The sequence below is a fragment of the Psychrobacter pacificensis genome, from assembly GCF_900101915.1.
Taxonomy (GTDB): Bacteria; Pseudomonadota; Gammaproteobacteria; order Pseudomonadales; family Moraxellaceae; genus Psychrobacter; species Psychrobacter pacificensis.
Genome location: NZ_FNAL01000010.1, coordinates 96,793 through 114,004, shown reverse-complemented (window position 1 = coordinate 114,004; position 17,212 = coordinate 96,793). Strand labels below are relative to the sequence as shown.

Annotated in this window: 12 protein-coding genes and 2 pseudogenes; 9 read left to right on the top strand and 5 right to left on the bottom strand. The window is 46.7% G+C overall.

Annotation, left to right across the window (positions count from 1 at the left end; all coding sequences use genetic code 11):
* From BLR43_RS07895 to BLR43_RS07885, 3 genes and pseudogenes are all read right to left on the bottom strand, one after another.
* Window positions 1–422, bottom strand: a pseudogene (locus BLR43_RS07895) (IS1595 family transposase); the annotation flags it as partial.
* Between the two features lie 47 nt (window positions 423–469).
* Entirely contained in the window at window positions 470–1,312 is an 843-nt protein-coding gene (locus BLR43_RS07890) for an NRDE family protein (protein ID WP_093070182.1), read from the bottom strand.
* A 90-nt stretch (window positions 1,313–1,402) separates the two neighbouring features.
* Entirely contained in the window at window positions 1,403–3,058 is a 1,656-nt protein-coding gene (locus BLR43_RS07885) for a DUF4139 domain-containing protein (protein ID WP_093070179.1), read from the bottom strand.
* 388 nt (window positions 3,059–3,446) lie between these two features.
* Here BLR43_RS07885 and urtA point away from each other — a divergent pair, with 388 nt between their 5' ends.
* The 8 genes and pseudogenes from urtA (at window position 3,447) to BLR43_RS07845 (ending at window position 12,439) form a co-directional block, all read left to right on the top strand.
* Window positions 3,447–4,799, top strand: coding sequence for an urea ABC transporter substrate-binding protein (gene urtA / locus BLR43_RS07880; RefSeq protein WP_071002821.1), 1,353 nt, complete (start codon window positions 3,447–3,449; stop codon window positions 4,797–4,799).
* A 447-nt stretch (window positions 4,800–5,246) separates the two neighbouring features.
* Complete coding sequence (gene urtB / locus BLR43_RS07875; protein WP_093070193.1) at window positions 5,247–6,842, top strand: urea ABC transporter permease subunit UrtB; 1,596 nt, start codon at window positions 5,247–5,249, stop codon at window positions 6,840–6,842.
* Between the two features lie 10 nt (window positions 6,843–6,852).
* The gene (urtC, locus tag BLR43_RS07870; RefSeq protein WP_071002819.1) at window positions 6,853–7,923 is read left to right on the top strand and encodes an urea ABC transporter permease subunit UrtC; all 1,071 of its coding nucleotides are present in this window, start codon (window positions 6,853–6,855) and stop codon (window positions 7,921–7,923) included.
* Window positions 7,924–8,006: 83 nt separating this feature from the next.
* Window positions 8,007–8,768: pseudogene (gene urtD, locus BLR43_RS07865) on the top strand (urea ABC transporter ATP-binding protein UrtD); the annotation flags it as partial.
* 165 nt (window positions 8,769–8,933) lie between these two features.
* Complete coding sequence (gene urtE, locus BLR43_RS07860) at window positions 8,934–9,632, top strand: urea ABC transporter ATP-binding subunit UrtE (RefSeq protein WP_071002818.1); 699 nt, start codon at window positions 8,934–8,936, stop codon at window positions 9,630–9,632.
* Window positions 9,633–9,936: 304 nt separating this feature from the next.
* The gene (gene lgt, locus BLR43_RS07855) at window positions 9,937–10,821 is read left to right on the top strand and encodes a prolipoprotein diacylglyceryl transferase (RefSeq protein WP_093070174.1); all 885 of its coding nucleotides are present in this window, start codon (window positions 9,937–9,939) and stop codon (window positions 10,819–10,821) included.
* A gap of 81 nt (window positions 10,822–10,902) precedes the next feature.
* On the top strand, window positions 10,903–11,769 hold the full coding sequence (locus BLR43_RS07850) for a thymidylate synthase (RefSeq protein ID WP_093070171.1): 867 nt from the start codon (window positions 10,903–10,905) through the stop codon (window positions 11,767–11,769).
* A gap of 79 nt (window positions 11,770–11,848) precedes the next feature.
* On the top strand, window positions 11,849–12,439 hold the full coding sequence (locus BLR43_RS07845) for a dihydrofolate reductase (protein ID WP_093070169.1): 591 nt from the start codon (window positions 11,849–11,851) through the stop codon (window positions 12,437–12,439).
* A 93-nt stretch (window positions 12,440–12,532) separates the two neighbouring features.
* On the opposite strand, the gene uvrC is transcribed toward BLR43_RS07845, so the two are convergent.
* Window positions 12,533–14,377: an excinuclease ABC subunit UvrC gene (gene uvrC / locus BLR43_RS07840; RefSeq protein WP_093070166.1), complete on the bottom strand. Its 1,845-nt coding sequence runs from the start codon at window positions 14,375–14,377 to the stop codon at window positions 12,533–12,535.
* Between the two features lie 152 nt (window positions 14,378–14,529).
* On the bottom strand, window positions 14,530–16,056 hold the full coding sequence (locus BLR43_RS07835; RefSeq protein WP_093070164.1) for a DUF3360 family protein: 1,527 nt from the start codon (window positions 16,054–16,056) through the stop codon (window positions 14,530–14,532).
* 501 nt (window positions 16,057–16,557) lie between these two features.
* On the opposite strand from BLR43_RS07835, the gene BLR43_RS07830 reads away from it, so the two are divergent.
* The gene (locus BLR43_RS07830; protein WP_093070162.1) at window positions 16,558–17,118 is read left to right on the top strand and encodes a DUF4442 domain-containing protein; all 561 of its coding nucleotides are present in this window, start codon (window positions 16,558–16,560) and stop codon (window positions 17,116–17,118) included.
* The last annotated feature ends 94 nt before the right edge of the window (window positions 17,119–17,212 follow it).

Sequence of the window (17,212 nt, the reverse complement as noted above, 5' to 3'; positions counted from 1 at the left end):
GTTCTCTATACCATTAATATGATTCTTGTCATTAACAAAGGTTTTGGAGTGGTTGATGAGATAATGAGTAAACTCACTGACATCTAATGCGTTATAGCTTTTAAATGAGTCAGTATAAACAATGCTATCAGGCTTCACTTACGCTTTAATAGGCCAAACACGGGCACTTTGCTACCAGCACCTCGCCCTCGCTTGCCTTTACGAGTGCCACCAAAGTATGATTCGTCTACTTCGATTTCGCCTTCAAATAGACCAGGGTCTTGACTATTCTCGTAAATAAGCACTCGTAGCCTATGAAAGTAATAACTGGCTGTGGTTTTATTAACACCAATTAGGCTTGCTGCTGTTCTCGCGGTAGAACCGGCAACAAATAGCTCGATGAGTCTGTTTTGTTTATACCAACTTAGTTTACTCTTTCTCATAGTACTATCCTAAATAATTTTACTTATCTAGGACAGCCCCTAAGTTTTTACTCACTAGCCACTGAATGTGGATACTCTCGACTGACAATGTGAGCGGTGATCTCTGAATCTACCCCGCCATTTTTGCTCAAGGTCAAAATACTCTGGGTTCGTGTGCCATAAGTAGGCTTGCTGGTGTCAGCATTACCAAAGCTCACAGGCTCAATATAAACAGAGGATAGGGTCTGTTCAAGCTCAGTGCTCATCCCTGTATCTGGCAACTGATCATCCGGTGCCTTGGTATTATCTGACAACACATTGAATGCAGCTGCTTGCCAGTAGCTAGCCGCGCTGTCCTCGGCAATCAATGGCAACACCTCTTGGCGTAAACGCCCACGCAACCGCTCAGTCTTAAACCAGCTATCCTCTGGCTGACCGTTTGAAATCACATGCAATCCTGTATGTAGCGGCGTGGGGGCATGACCGCGATTATTAACAATGACTGCTTGCCGAGCGTCACCGACGATCAGATTAAAGCCTGCATAATTGCGCAAATCAATCTGTCGTGCAAACGCCATCGGACTGAGCGTACTGGTCAAAAAACGCTTTACCAACTCACCGCGCGAACGTTCATTGGCACTTGCCTGCACACCGTCCCGAAAGTTCAATACGGCCGCCCAGCGTCCATTTTGCTGATAAATAGTGTCATCCTCGCCTACTGTATCTGTTAGCGACTGCTGATGAATACCTAGCCATGTACCGCCGCTTTGACGGTCACGCCCTGCATAAATCGGCTGATCAGGCCATTGATGCAGCTTCTCTGTCGGACGCTGCAAAAACTCATCGCGATTAGACAATAGCACTAATGGCAGCTCGTCAAACAACTGCCAAGCAATGGCGACAATACACATAGTATTCCTTTGATAAACGTTTATGGGCCGCGTGATTTTTGGTAAAAATAAACATCATCGCTTAAAACTGATTTGCTGAGTAAGTATCATTTATCGATCACCAGTCAATATCTTATTGGCAGGGTAACTGATTTGGGAGGTTGAGCGTATCACCTGTGACTGTTTACTCGGCACGTTAAACTCCCACGCTACCATGCCTTGATTGTCATTCCAATTACGCTCGGTGACAGGCGGCGTGTGGGTGACGGCGACTTTGAGACTGTCATCACGGCTGATAGGCTCGCTCCCCAACACTTGCAGGCGCACAGGGCGGTTATGCTGATTGGTAAATTCATAGGCTTGGGTGGTTGTTAAGGTTTGGGTGCGGTTGAGCACGCCTTTTTCCCCTTGCTTGTCTTCATTGGTCAGTTCTTTGACTATCATGCCAGGATCACGACCAAAACCAATCCCCTGCTCTTTTAGCATTTGATAGTTATAGCGCGATTGTCCAACATAATTGTCATCACGGTACAGCTGTAGTGAGCCGTCCACCCACTCTGGCGTCAGAAATGGCGCTGATGCATACCAATAGGCGGCCGTCTCAACGCTTGGGGTACTACGAACCCACAGTTTACTGCTGCCAGACTGCTCGCCAATGACAGTACGCACTCGCCTGCCACCACTAGGTATACTCACTCGCTGCGGCAAGCGATATTCAATAATACCGTTTTTATTTTGGCTACTGACCGTAAAGTTCGGCAGTGGTGCCATATTTGGTGCTCTAGAATCGTCGCTATAACCTTCTCTGGCAGATACTACAGCAGGTAAGCTCTCTTCCATAGGCGTTACACGATGCACTTTTTGGTTTTCTTCATAAAGTGATAGGCGCGGCACATGAGGCAGTCGTCCTGTCGCGCGCTGGTTGGGGTTGGCTGTACTGAGAGTGACAGGAACGTTGGTCCAATTCTCGCCAGTTTGTTGGGCGATAATCGCAGAAGCGGTGATATTTAGGTGCTCGCTATTGGTGTTGAGACGCGCCTGATACGTAGGCTCCCAGCCTGCGCCTTGTACTTGATAATGCAATTTAATGCTACTTGGCGCGCGACTGGCAGTGCGTACACTCACTTGGGTCACATTACTCGCCGTTGACGTAACACTGCTTGCCATCATCTGATTCAGTGTATCTTGGGCGCTTGCTTGTCGCCGCTCCATCTCAATAATACTTTGGTTAATACGGGACGCCTGCGCCTCTATATCGCGTGCGTTACTAGCAATCGTACTCGCCGTGTTGACTTGCGTGGCCTTAGTCAAATTTTGCAAATAGGCTTTTGCTAAGCGCGCCGCTTCTAATTCCGCATTAATACTAGCTAAAGTATTTTGCTGTGTTTGTACCTCGGCATCGCCTTGATATTGGCACTGGATTGCTTGCTCTCCTGTTAACTCTTCAATGCTGATTTCACCAATATTGACACCACCTATTGCCTGCACGCTGAGACTGTCTTTATCCATATAAGGTGATAGGCACGAAAATACCACGGTTTGCTCACCGCTACCAGTAATGGGCAATGAGCGTGTCACACTCGCCAGCCCTTGATAGACAGTCACTTGCTCGATACTACTCGTTGCCGCTTGGGCGACGGGTAAGCCTAATACCGTACTGCCACCAAGCACAAGTGGCAAAACCATAAGGCGCGATCGTTGCGAGCGCCGTGATGAGGTGCGAGCATGAGCCGTTAGGCCAGACCACTGTGTTCGGTATGCGTTCATATATCTTTCCTTGGGGGTGTGATTAATCATGGCGTCAGCGTAATCTGTTCATGAGATACGTATGTGAAATAATGTCTATTCTATAGGCATTACCGTAGCCGTTTTGCCAGTCTTTGGCAATAAATGCTTTTGTTCGTTGTGCTATTTTGATAATAACGGCTCTTTTTTTGCTACCAGTCTGTCAATTGCACCAATTTTTTATCTCCTTCCCCGTTATGGTGCGCTCTATTAACAATCGTGCACTAAATTAACGAAAATCATAGAAAATATTTAATTATTGCTCAAATATTATACGATTATTGGCATTTTTGACTTGGCACGGAACTTGAACGCTTAATAACTGTTCAGGAGCCATACTTTATCTTTTGTGTCTATTTAGGAGATGTCCATGTTTTCGTTACCCACTTTAGCCAATCCTCAGTTTGTTAATGCTCACCTACATGGCAAAATCAAATCACGTTTTTCATTATTAGCGATTGCCGTCGTTGGTAGCCTGAGTCTAGCTGGCTGTCAAAAGCCTGCCGAAACTGCGACATCGACAGAGACAACAACCGAAACCACGACAGAAACAACAACCACTCCTGCCGCTGATGGCGACACGATCAAAGTAGGCATCTTGCACTCGCTATCTGGCACCATGGCCATTTCTGAAACTTCCCTAAAAGATACCGCACTGATGACCATTGACGAAATCAATGCCAATGGCGGTGTGCTCGGTAAGCAGCTAGAGCCTGTCGTTGTTGACCCTGCCTCTGACTGGCCCTTGTTTGCCGAAAAAGCGCGTCAGCTGCTTACTCAAGACAAAGTCGATGTGATTTTTGGTGGTTGGACCTCGGTCTCGCGCAAGTCTGTCTTGCCCGTGGTTGAAGAGCTGAACGGCTTGATGTTTTATCCCGTGCAGTATGAAGGACAAGAGCAATCAGAAAACATCTTTTATACTGGCGCGGCGCCCAACCAGCAGGCCATTCCAGCAGTTGAGTATTTGATGAGTGAAGAAGGCGGCGGTGCAGAGCGCTTTGTATTATTGGGTACCGATTACGTCTATCCACGAACTACCAACCAGATTCTAAAGGCATTTTTGAAATCAAAAGGCGTGGCTGATGAAGACATCATGGAAGAGTACACGCCATTTGGTTTTAGCAACTATCAAACCATCGTCTCGAATATTAAGAAATTCTCAACGGGCAAAAAGACGGCGGTGATCTCTACCATCAATGGCGACTCAAACGTGCCATTCTATCGTGAGCTTGCCAACCAAGGCATCAAAGCCTCGGATATTCCCGTCATGGCATTCTCAGTTGGCGAAGAGGAGCTGCGCGGTATCGATACCAGCTTGCTACAAGGACACTTGGCGGCATGGAATTACTTTATGTCGATCAAAAATCCCGTCAATAACGATTTTACCAAACGCTATAAGCAGTACGCCTTGGACAAAAACCTACCGAATGCCGACAAGGTTGTGACCAACGATCCTATGGAAGCCACTTATGTGGGTATCAATATGTGGAAACAGGCAGTGGAAGATGCTGGCACCACCGATGTTGATAAAGTCCGTATTAGTATGGCGGGACAAACCTTTGATGCGCCTTCTGGCTACACCCTCAAGATGGATGAAGAAAACCATCACTTATGGAAGCCTGTCATGATTGGTCAAATTCGCGCCGATGGTCAGTTTGATACGATTTTTAAAACGCCAGAGGTCATCCGAGCGCAGCCATGGAGCGAGTATATCCCGAAATAAATGGCTCTCTCAATAAATAGGTGCTGAAAAGCGCATGGTGGTAGCAAGTATGAATAGTCGACCAATAGACTATATCAATGAACGAGCCACCGCCTACTCGCTATCTTGAAGTTCAGCACTTATTCTCAAAATTTTAAGTACCTCCAAACCTTATCACGGCTTCTATGACTTACTGCGTTAAGTAATAGAGGACAAGGATTTGTTGTCTGTAAAAACAGGGAGCCGCACATGCAGCACCATACTTTACGCCCATTGTTGGGGCAGATATTATCCAAAAACAATAATGATCAGCAAGCATTAGCAAAGACATATGCGGCTAGGATCTCAATGGTTGTGCCGCGACGGCTGCTGGTATTAATTGCCTTACTGTTAGCGGCCTTCACCACCATCGTTCATGCAGATGACGATGCTCAATCGGTAAATATCGCCACTGTGACATCAGAGTCGATGACCGATGGTAGTGACACGCTGCGTACCAATAATGAGCAGTCGTTGACTACCCCGACACAGCCTACGACGGCAGTATCAGGCGATGCTATTCAACAATTTGTGGCGGGCGATTTTAGTCAGCGCCAAGCCATGCTAAGTGCTTGGCCAGGATCGGTTGAGAGTTTGGACAATCTGGTCGAGTTGATTGCCAATGATGAGCTGTATCAAGGCAACCGTGGCCAAACGTATTTGCTCAATGCAGAGGATCAACTCTTCACATATCCCGACAAAACCGAAACGTCCGATTGGCCAAGCGATTTGTCCCAAGTCACCTTGACCAATACCTTGCGCTCGGCGCTTATCTTTGGACAAGCCAAGGTAAAGCTCGAATCTGACAAGCCAGCACAGCGCTTGCAGGCTGTGGAGATTTTGGCAGATAACATTGACCAAGTCGATCCAGCCATTATCACAGCCGCTGCCGCAAATGAGGACAATGCCAACGTTCAAAAAGCACTAACGGCTCTACAGGCTCGTATTGATTTCAAAAATGGCGATTTACCCACTCAGATTGAGGCTGTGAACCTACTCGCTGATAGCGATAATCCGCAGGTATTGGTTGATCTTGAATCTGCCCTTGCATCTGACAACTTGGATCCGGCGCTTGAGGCAGCGCTCAGTGATGCCAGAGATAGCGTGGCACGCCGTATTGAGATAAGCACATGGACAGGTCATATTTTCACTGGCATGAGTACCGCCAGCATTTTACTACTCGCGGCACTTGGCCTTGCGATTACTTTTGGCTTGCTTGGCGTGATTAATATGGCGCATGGTGAGCTGATTATGATTGGTGCGTATACCACTTATGTGGTGCAAAACTTATTTCAAGCTTATCTGCCAGATATGGCGGGCTGGTATTTGCTTGCTGCTATTCCCGCTGCATTTTTGGTCAGTGCTGTTATCGGTATGATTATTGAGCGCATTGTCATTCGTCCGCTATATGGTCGTGAACTAGAGACGCTATTGGCAACCTTTGGCGTCAGTCTAATCTTAATGCAATTGGTACGGATGATTTTTGGCGCGCAAAACGTTGAAGTCAGCAATGTGGCGTGGCTCAGCGGTGCCTATCAAGTCTCATCAAGTTTGGTGCTGCCTTACAACCGTATTGCCATCATCGTGTTTACCGTCATTGTCGTGGCGCTACTGGTGTACTTGCTCAATAAAACCCGCTTCGGATTATTTATACGCGCCGTCACTCAAAACCGTCAAATGGCACGTGCCGTCGGTATCCCTTCTGCGCGCATCGATATGATGGCATTTGGTTTGGGTTCTGGGCTGGCTGGCATGGCTGGTTGCGCGCTTGCTCAAGTGGGTAACGTGGGTCCTGATCTGGGTCAGACGTATATTATCGATACCTTTTTGGTCGTCGTCGTTGGCGGGGTCGGACAAGTATGGGGCGCGGTTTTGGCCGCCTTGGGATTGGGTGTCAGTGGTACGGTGCTTGAGATTGGCATTGGCGCGGTATTAGCCAAGATTGTGTTGTTGGTTCTTGTGATTCTGTTCATTCAGAAGCGGCCACAAGGTTTATTTGCCCTCAAAGGCCGCTTTGTCGAATAAGGAGACTCTTATGATACTGACCAAATTACTGTCTGATACAAGGCGTAGCGCCATTTTAATCGGTTTGTGCTTTGCCGTGCTATTGATACTCCCTTGGCTACACTTAATGCCAGAGACGTCACCCTTTCACCTATCCGCCTACTGGATTACCCTGATTGGCAAAATCATGGCATTGGCAATGGTGGCCTTGGCACTGGATCTGGTCTGGGGCTACGCTGGTATTTTGAGCTTGGGGCATGGTTTATATTTTGCGCTGGGTGGTTATGCATTTGGCATGTACTTAACGCGTGAGACTGCTGGCGATGGCTTGCCTGATTTTATGCGCTTTTTGAGCTGGACTGAGATGCCATGGTATTGGGCCGGCACGCAGCATTTTTGGTGGGCGATGGCATTGGTAGTTTTGGTGCCAGGTGTGATTGCCTTTATCTTTGGATTTTTTGCTTTCCGCTCAAAAATCAAAGGTGTTTATTTTTCTATCATCACTCAGGCCATGGTCTATGCCGCCGCCCTGCTATTCTTCCGTAACGAAACAGGCTTTGGTGGCAATAATGGCTTCACGGGCTTTACTACCCTCTTAGGTTATGACATTACTGCTGCCTCAACCCGTTCTATGCTGTGTTTTGTTACCGCCTTGGCATTACTCCTCTCTTACATGGGACTGCGTTATTTGATGAATCAGCCGTACGGGCGAGTGCTAGGCGCAATTCGTGATAGCGAAAACCGCTTGCAGTATTTAGGCTATCGCACGCTGTGGTACAAGCTCTCCGCTTGGGTATTGTCCGCCGTCATTGCTGGTATCGCAGGTGCGCTCTATGTGCCGCAAGTCGGCATTATCAATCCAAGTGAGATGAACCCTGTGAACTCAATTGAGATGGCCGTTTGGGTAGCCACTGGTGGTCGAGGCAGCTTGGTGGGTGCGATTTTGGGAACAGGTGTGGTGAATGCAGTAAAAACCTATTTCACGGTTGCCTATCCTGAGTTTTGGCTATTGATATTGGGCGGGCTGTTCGTTGTAGTCACCTTATTTTTGCCCAATGGCATCATGGGCTTGTTCGATCGCTTCAAAAAGGAGAAACAGTAATGCTAACTGATAAATCAACACCATCTGAGCAGTCGAACCATGAGTATGGGCGTACTCATGGTGGTACGGGTCGCAGCCACCCAAAGCCAGCAGGCGTCGATTTTAGCCATGGCATTGCGCTATATCTAGAAGAGGTGAGCGTTTGGTTTGACTCGTTTCGCGCACTCAACAATCTGTCGCTCTATATTGAGGAAGGTGAGCTGCGCTGTATCATCGGCCCCAATGGCGCGGGTAAAACCACGCTGATGGATGTCATCACTGGTAAAACTCGACCTACCGAAGGCAGTGTGTTTTTTGGTCAAACGCATAATCTTGCCAACCTATCTACCGAAGAAATCGCTGAAGCGGGTATCGGGCGTAAGTTTCAAAAACCCACCGTGTTCGAAAATTTTACGGTAATGGATAATTTGCTACTTGCTGCGCCAAAAGACAAGCGCGTGGTCAAAAGCTTGTTCAACAAACTCGATGCCGATACGCGCGATACCCTCAATTCTACCCTTGAGCAAATCCGCTTGACGGACAAAATCAATAAGCCAGCAGGCTTACTCTCTCATGGTCAAAAACAATGGCTAGAGATTGGTATGCTGTTGATGCAAAGCCCCAAGCTCATTTTGCTCGATGAGCCTGTGGCTGGCATGACCGATGCCGAAACTGAGCATACTGCCGAGCTGTGCCTGCGCCTCAAACAGAACCATACCTTAGTGGTGGTCGAGCATGATATGACTTTTATTGATGCGATTAGTGAAAAAGTCACCGTATTGGCACAAGGGGCGATATTGGCCGAAGGTACCTTGGCGGAAGTGCAAGCCAATGAAGCGGTGATTGAGTCCTATCTGGGTCGATAGTTGGACAATGACTCAATACATCATTAGCCCATAAACCGCGAAACTATGCAAATGTCAAGCTATGCAAATGTCAAGCTATGCAAATGCCAAGCTATGCAAATGCCAAGCTATGCAAATGCGAAACCCTGCAAATATTAAAAATCATTGAAAGATTAGGAGACCGTCATGTTACAAGTCAATGGTATCAATCAATATTACGGCGGCAGTCATATTTTACGAGATGTCTCGTTTACAGCGCCTGTAGGCGCGTGCAGTGTGGTACTTGGACGTAATGGCGTGGGCAAAACCACGTTACTCAAATGCCTGATGGGGATATTACCGATCAAATCAGGACAAATTTTGCTCAATGACCAAGACATCAGCAAACTCTCCCCCGAGCAGCGCGTGCGAGCAGGTTTGGCTTATGTGCCGCAAGGACGCGATATCTTTTCGACACTAACGGTAGAAGAAAATATCTTAATTGGTATGGCAAAGTTTTCACGCGCTAAAGCCAAGCAAGTACCCAAGCATTTATATGATATTTTCCCAGTACTTGATGAGATGAAACATCGCCGCGGTGGTGATTTGTCTGGCGGTCAGCAGCAGCAGCTTGCCATTGCTCGTGCGCTCGCCTCCGAGCCGACTGTCCTTATTTTGGATGAGCCAACCGAAGGTATTCAGCCGTCTATTATCAAAGATATCGGCCGTGTGCTTCGCGACTTGGCTGACAAAGGGGACATGGCGATTGTACTGGTTGAGCAGTTTTATGAGTTTGCCGAAGAGCTTGCTGACAATTACACCGTGCTCTCGCGTGGCAAGGTCATCTCTCAAGGTGCAGGCGATACGATGGTCGACAACAAGGTACAAGATTTGGTCGCCATTTGATGACTCTTTCTCATACTTAGTTAGTCATGCTCGCTCTTTGCCACTGATAATTGTGTCTCTATCTTACGCTGTGCATCATAAGAAACTCTTTATGATCGGTCTAAACCGCTCGCATCACGCCTATAACCCATATCTGCGGCAGTGTATTCATCATATCTCATTACTACCTACCCAAAAACAGGGCATCAAATCAATGCCCTAAATCATCAATACCGCGTGCTTGCCTTGATAGCAATTGTGTATGACCAGCGCTTGAAATTTGCTATTATAGTCAGCACTTTATTATCGATATTATGACACTCTTATGATGATTCATCCTCAGTACGATCCTGTCGCCTTGGCACTTGGGCCCGTCCAAGTCCACTGGTATGGCCTCATGTATTTATTGGCGTTTGCTGCCGCTTACGGTCTGGCATGGTATCGCAGCACCAAGCGTGAGGGCTGGACAACAGATATGGTCTCAGATCTTGTGTTCTTTGGTGCACTGGGCGTTATCTTGGGTGGCCGTGTCGGTTACGTGTTGTTTTATCAATTTGGCGAGCTGCTACAAAACCCAGCCTACCTCTTCAAGGTTTGGGAAGGCGGCATGTCATTCCATGGTGGCCTGATTGGTGTCATGCTTGGGATGCTGTACTTTGCTCGCAAATATAAAAAGACTCCGTTTCAAGTACTCGATTTTATCGTGCCTTGCGTGCCGACGGGCTTATTGTTTGGGCGTATTGGCAACTATATCAATGGCGAGTTATGGGGCCGTGTTTCTGATGGTGGCTACAATTGGCTCACCTACTTCCCCCAAGCGGCTGGCTTTGATATGCAGCAGCTACAAGCCAATCCTGCGCTACAAGAGGTGATGACCGAGGTCAATGGTCAGTATTTATTGCCTCGTCATCCGTCACAGCTGTATGAAGCCTTTGCCGAAGGTCTGCTGCTATTTTTATTCCTGTGGTGGTACTCATCAAAGCCTCGTCCGCGCATGGCAGTGACTGGTGTTTTTATGCTGGGCTATGGCTTGAGCCGCTTCATCATTGAGTTCTTCCGTCAGCCAGACGTTGACCAAGGGTTTATTTTGTTAGGTTGGGTGACCAAAGGGCAAATATTGAGCACGCCGATGATTATTATTGGTCTGTTTTTAATCGGTTACGCTTACAAGCGTGGCATCTACGATTGGGGTAAGCAAGCGGCTTATTAAGCGCACTTGCACTATAAATGTCCAAAAAACAGATTAAGACTTATTTAATGACGCGCTTTGATAGCGTAGAAGAGCAATCTTATGAGCAGTTACAGTAGTAAAAACGAGCAGGCTTATTTGGACTTGCTGCGTCACGTCATGAGTGAAGGCAGCGAAAAAGGCGATCGTACGGGCACAGGTACGCTGAGTCATTTTGGCGCGCAGCTGCGTTTTGACTTAGCGGCAGGTTTTCCATTATTGACGACCAAAAAAGTCCACTTTAAGTCCATTGCTTATGAGCTACTATGGTTTTTGAGTGGCAGCACCCATGTTCAATATTTGCAGGACCATGGCGTGCGTATCTGGAATGAGTGGGCGACAGCGGAGCAAACCGCACGTTTCAATCGTCCTGAAGGTGAGCTGGGCCCTGTCTACGGTCATCAATGGCGTAACTATGGTGCAAGTAAAGACGCGGACGGCAGCTACAACGATGATGGTGTCGATCAAATCGCACAGGTCGTTGAGCAAATCAAGACCAACCCCAACTCGCGCCGCTTGATTGTTTCTGGCTGGAATCCAGGAGAGGCAGAGCAAGTGGCACTACCCCCGTGTCATACACTGTTTCAGTTTTTTGTGGCGGATGGTAAGCTCTCTTGCCAGCTGTATCAACGTTCGGCTGATCTTTTCCTAGGTGTGCCCTTTAACATTGCCAGTTATGCGTTATTGACGCATATGGTCGCGCAGGTTTGCGGCCTAGAAGTTGGTGAATTTGTTTGGACAGGTGGTGATTGCCACATTTACCAAAACCACCGCGAGCAGGCTGAGCTACAACTGACACGTTCGCTATATACACCGCCAACATTGACCCTAAACCCAGAGGTGAAAGATATTTTTGCCTTTAAATACGACGATATTAGCGTCAATAACTATGAGTCTCATCCGACCATCAAAGCCAAAGTTGCCGTTTAAAATACGTCTCATGCACGACAATAAATAAGACGGTGAGTTAAAATACAGACGTTTAAAAATATAATAGAAAGGACCCATTATGAGCTATGCCCACACTGAAGTTGCCCAAATCGCCGCCATAAGTAGCAATCGCTGTATCGGTAAAAACAACGAGCTGCCGTGGCATATCTCACAAGACCTGCAGCACTTCAAAAAAATGACCACACGTGACTCGCAAAATACGGCCTCTAGTAGCGATATTCAGGGCATCGTCATTATGGGTCGCAAGACGTTTGAATCCATGGGTAGCAAGCCTTTACCAAAGCGTGTGTGCTTTATCATCTCTACTCAAATGGACTATGCAGAACAGCAAGGACTGGTCGGACATGAATACGCGCATGTGGTGCATAATTTAGATGATGCCCTTACTCATGCCGCAAGTTTGGCACATGGGCTACATCTGGAGACGATCTGGGTGATTGGCGGTGAGCGCGTCTTTAGCGAAGCACTGATGTATACCGACCGCATTGAGCTGACCCACGTAGATACTGATATTACGGATGGCGATGCGTTCTATCCTGAGCTACCAGATCGCTTCAAAGTAGCAGAAGAATCTGAGCAAATGCACGATGAAAAAAGTAATTTGAGCTTCAAATTTACGACCTATAAAGTAGAAAAGACTGACCAATAGTATTTGATTGACTCAAAAAAAAGGTCAGCTTCAGATATGTATATTTATCAAAGCTGACCCTTTTTTATTTACTATCGTTTTAGCGTTACAAATCTACTCGTGTAATACTTTATAAACCGTCTTTGCCAGTACAGGGCCAATCCCTTGTACACCTGCCAACTCTTGCTGTGACGCGCCAAGCAGTTGCTGCATACCACCAAAGTGATTGAGTAAATCGCGGCGGCGCTTTTCACCCAGACCTGGAATGACCTCAAGTACCGATGAGGAGCGGCGCTTATCGCGTTTTTTGCGGTGCGCGGTGATCGCAAAACGATGCGCCTCATCGCGAATATGCATCAGTAAATGTAATGCTTTGCTATCCATGGGCAAATCTAATGGCTCATGATCCAAAAAGTGCAAGACTTCAAGTCCCGCCTTACGCCCTTCCCCTTTGGCAACACCAATGAGCAAGGTATCACCAAGAATGCCCAATTCAACCAGCACTTCTTTCGCCATACTCAGCTGACCCTTACCACCATCGATAAGCAACAAATCAGGCAACGGCTGCTTTTTATACCGCCTTGTCAGCACTTGCTTCATGGCTGCATAGTCATCGCCGCCTTGGATATCATGAATGGCATATTGACGGTAATCACGCCTGCGCGCACCGCCTTGATCAAATACGACGCAGCTACCAATGGTCGCCTCGCCCATGGTATGCGAGATATCAAAACATTCAATGCGATCAATGGTGCGATCAGTCACCTCAGCCAGTACGTCTTTTAGTGCGCCAAAGCGTGCGTGCAATTCTAAATAATCACCAAGCTTAGTCTTTAGCGCATTACTGGTATTGAGTGTTGCCAAATCTAGCCACTCTGAGCGATGCTCACGCACATTGGTTTTGATGACTACTTTGCTGCCAAAATGCGTTGCTAGTGCTTCGCTTACCGCTACCTGATCAGGAATCTCATGACTCAATATAATCTCTGCTGGCAGATCGTCCGTCACCTGAAAATAAAACGAGGTAATAAAATCTGATAGGTTATCTGCTAGCGGCTCGCTACTGTCCACATCAGGGAAATAGTTTTTACCGCCTAACACGCGACCACCGCGCACGGTCAGCACGTTGACGCAAGTCATGCCCGCCTGACTGGCAATGGCAATCACATCTGCCTCACCTTGCACCGTATAGACAGCTTGCCTTGCCTGTACTTCGCGTAGCATCGACAATTGATCACGGTACAATACCGCCTTTTCAAAATCTAACGTTTCGGCAGCGCCTTCCATTTTCTCGATCAGCGTACTATGAATATCACTAGAGTCACCCTTCAAAAAGCGAATGGTGTTATTCACATCTTCTGCATACTCTTCCGGCGATACCAGTCCAACGCAGGGCGCGCGGCAACGCTTGATTTGATACTCAAGGCACGGACGCTGGCGCTGCTTAAAAAAGGTGTTGGTACATTGGCGCATTTGAAACATTTTTTGCATCAACACCAGCGTTTCTTTTGCTGCATGGGCAGAGGGAAATGGGCCAAAGAAACGACCTTTTTGATGATTGCCTTTGCCGCGTCCATACGCCAAACGTGGATAAGGCTTATCCGCTGAGATAAACACGTATAGATACGACTTATCATCACGTAGCAAGACGTTATAAGGCGGGCGATACTCTTTAATTAAGTTCTGCTCGAGCAACAACGCCTCGGTCTCACTACGCGTGATAATGGTCTCAATATTATGAATCCGTGCCACCAGTGCCCGCGTTTTTGGATGATCGATCGTCTTGGCAAAGTAACTATTCACACGGCTTTTTAGCGACTTGGCTTTACCAACGTATAAAATATCGCCGTTTTTGCCCAGCATCTTATATACCCCTGGCAAATTAGGCAAGTTCTTGATCAGATGCTTAAGACGGGCTTTTTTGTCATCGACAGGATTCAATTCTGAGACAGTAACCATAGAATGTATTGCTCTTAAAAATCTTAGTAATACTGCTAGTTATGGGGCAGGAATCGTGGTTTTGCAAGCTGATTATTGCCTCGATAGCACGCACAAAAAAGCCAGCTTTATGCTGACTTCGTTTGTTCGGTTATATGCTAATCATCAATGGTCTAATGACGGAAGTTTGCCATTAATGCTGGAATACCTGGCAACATACCGACGATAGCCATCACGCCAGTCAGTACCACGAACATAATACCTGGTATGATCCATCGGCTCATTTTAGTCAAATTAGCACTGCGCTCTTTTGAGCCAATCAAGCCCAAATTATCAAGCAATAGCGTGAGCGACCAACCAAAGGCTGGGTTCACTAAGGCAGAAGCAAACACCACAATAGCAGCAGACTGCGTGGTTTTACCTTCGCGCGTCATCTCCATGCCAGCCTCTAAGAGTGGGATGAAAACCCCAACGATCAATGCCACGCACATCACGGGTTGCCAGATGGCCAAATCCATTGGATAGCCCCAAACACCTGCGATAATACAGAACAAGGCCGTCAATAAAGCACCAGCAGGAATCGGACGCCTAGCAATCGCCGCAGGGACAATATACGTTCCCCAAGATGACGCAAAGTTGGCACCGCCTAGCACAGAGCCCACTACCTGACGAAATGAAGCGCTGGTCATCGTGTCATCGATGTTCATGAGCACTTTTTCAGTACGCTTAGGGTAGCTGATTTTTTGGAATACCTGATGACCCAAGAAATCTGGTGACCACATAGCAACTGCCAAGATAGCAAACGGCAATACCACAATGAAGCTTTCAATCGTCGGTAGCCCTAACATCCAACCTGTATTCTCACCCCACCAATACATTGGGTTCATATGCGGTAGACCTGGTGCCGTTTTGAACGCAAAAGGTGCGCCTAGTGTAAAAGCAAGTCCGCCACCTAACACGCAACTGAGCGGAACCGCAAGCCAGCGCTTTTGCCAATGCTCAAGCAATGCATATAGCAGGATAGTCGCTAGAATAATAAAGAAAGCAATGTGCGACATACCAATCCCTTCTGCCCAAGCAAAAAGGTTCTTAACCTGTGACGTCGTACCGATAAACCCTAAGTAAATTAAGAGACCACCGCATACGCCTTTACTGGTTAAATTGGCCAGTAAGCTTCCTCCTTTACTAATAGCAAGCAGCAGGCCAAAAGCCCCAATGAGTAGGCCAAAAGCCATTGGATGCCCACCTGCAGCAACGACAATGGGAATCAATGGAATAAGTGGCCCATGAGTACCAGCGAGGTTGGCTGTCGGTAGCAGAAATCCAGAAAATAAGATAATAAAGAACGAGACAATCAACAGCTCATAACGAACGTTTTCTAAAACAAACGCATCACCTAAGCCGAGTGGTCCTGCAAAGGTTGCTGCAATAGCGCCCACCATGACCACTTTACCGATGGTCGCTGCCATCGCTGGGATAGTATCTTCATACTCAAAACGATAATCACGAAATGGTAAATTGGGACGCCAACGTTTTGGCTGCATGATTTGTAATTCGTGGTTGAGATAGGCATCTCGACTGTCGAAGCTTGAGCTTGGCTTATGCAAATCTATATAACTGCCTTGCAATTCGCTGTCTTGATTGGCTGGGTTTGGTCGCGGCGTATTAGACCCTGAAGATGAGGCCTGAATATTACTCATCACATTTCCTTGTGTTGATTAGGTTTTGATTGAATACTTTTTTGGTTTGGCGTTAGCTAAATGACCAATCGGTCATGATAAGCGGAAAACCATTGTATGTTAAGGCATAAGGAAATGCGAATTTAAGGTGAATTAAAAAGACTACATATATCGTTATAAAAATAAATGAAAGTTTTCATTGGGTACAATAATAAACTTAATAGGAAACTATTGGGAATAAACAGCGCTAATTTGGACATAAAATTAAATTAAAGGCCAATTTTCTTAAGAATAACTGACATCTGAACATTTTTTATCATATATCTAAATACTAAAGATAGTTATATTAAATATTGCTTTGCGATAACTATAAAGACTATGCTTAGTTACGCTTTGAAACTAGCGAGCGCAGTCATTTTTAACTATGATAAATGTCTTTGTCGTTTATCGTCTAATAGCAAGCACTAAGAAACAGCGCTACCAATATCACTGAAAAATCAATAAAAGCAACAGGATAGATTTATGAGTGTGCTACCCAGCAATTTTGAGACTTTGAAGCGTCGAGCCAAGCAAAGTATCATGCCGCTACTGACCCCGCATCTTTTAAAGCTGCGACTCAATACTTACGCGCCCTATATCGGTGCAGGCATCAAAATCGACCACATCAGCCTCGATCAGGGATTGTGCGTGGTCAGCATGGAACTGACCACTCTCAACAAAAATATCGTCGGTACTCAATTCGGTGGTAGTTTATACTCCATGGTAGATCCCTTCTATATGCTCATGCTGATGCATCAACTGGGTAGCAACTATGTGGTCTGGGACAAAAGCTCACATATTGATTTTATCGCGCCCGGTAATAGTAAAGTCACCGCACGAATGAAAATACCTAGCACTGAGGTGATTACCATTCAAGAGTTGGCAAAAGACGGTGAAGCTGTATTTCGGGAATACCAAGTCGATATCGTCGACGACCAGCAAAAGCTCATTGCTACCGTCACCAAAACCTTGTATATCAGACTACGCAAATACAGCAAATCTAAAGAGCAAGCCAGCCGAATTGAAACACCCCATACTGAATAGTTTTTGGCTACTTTACTGGTAAGGCTTTTTGACTAATGACAAGGCATAGTATCTATCAGCTGTGAATATCCAGTTAACACCCAGCAAATTTAAA

Coding starts and splice junctions, on each gene's coding strand:
- BLR43_RS07890 (WP_093070182.1), bottom strand. CDS start 1,312: ATGTGTATTGTCGCCATTGCTTGGCAGTTGTTTGACGAGCTGCCATTA.
- BLR43_RS07885 (WP_093070179.1), bottom strand. CDS start 3,058: ATGAACGCATACCGAACACAGTGGTCTGGCCTAACGGCTCATGCTCGC.
- urtA (WP_071002821.1), top strand. CDS start 3,447: ATGTTTTCGTTACCCACTTTAGCCAATCCTCAGTTTGTTAATGCTCAC.
- urtB (WP_093070193.1), top strand. CDS start 5,247: ATGACCGATGGTAGTGACACGCTGCGTACCAATAATGAGCAGTCGTTG.
- urtC (WP_071002819.1), top strand. CDS start 6,853: ATGATACTGACCAAATTACTGTCTGATACAAGGCGTAGCGCCATTTTA.
- urtE (WP_071002818.1), top strand. CDS start 8,934: ATGTTACAAGTCAATGGTATCAATCAATATTACGGCGGCAGTCATATT.
- lgt (WP_093070174.1), top strand. CDS start 9,937: ATGATGATTCATCCTCAGTACGATCCTGTCGCCTTGGCACTTGGGCCC.
- BLR43_RS07850 (WP_093070171.1), top strand. CDS start 10,903: ATGAGCAGTTACAGTAGTAAAAACGAGCAGGCTTATTTGGACTTGCTG.
- BLR43_RS07845 (WP_093070169.1), top strand. CDS start 11,849: ATGAGCTATGCCCACACTGAAGTTGCCCAAATCGCCGCCATAAGTAGC.
- uvrC (WP_093070166.1), bottom strand. CDS start 14,377: ATGGTTACTGTCTCAGAATTGAATCCTGTCGATGACAAAAAAGCCCGT.
- BLR43_RS07835 (WP_093070164.1), bottom strand. CDS start 16,056: ATGAGTAATATTCAGGCCTCATCTTCAGGGTCTAATACGCCGCGACCA.
- BLR43_RS07830 (WP_093070162.1), top strand. CDS start 16,558: ATGAGTGTGCTACCCAGCAATTTTGAGACTTTGAAGCGTCGAGCCAAG.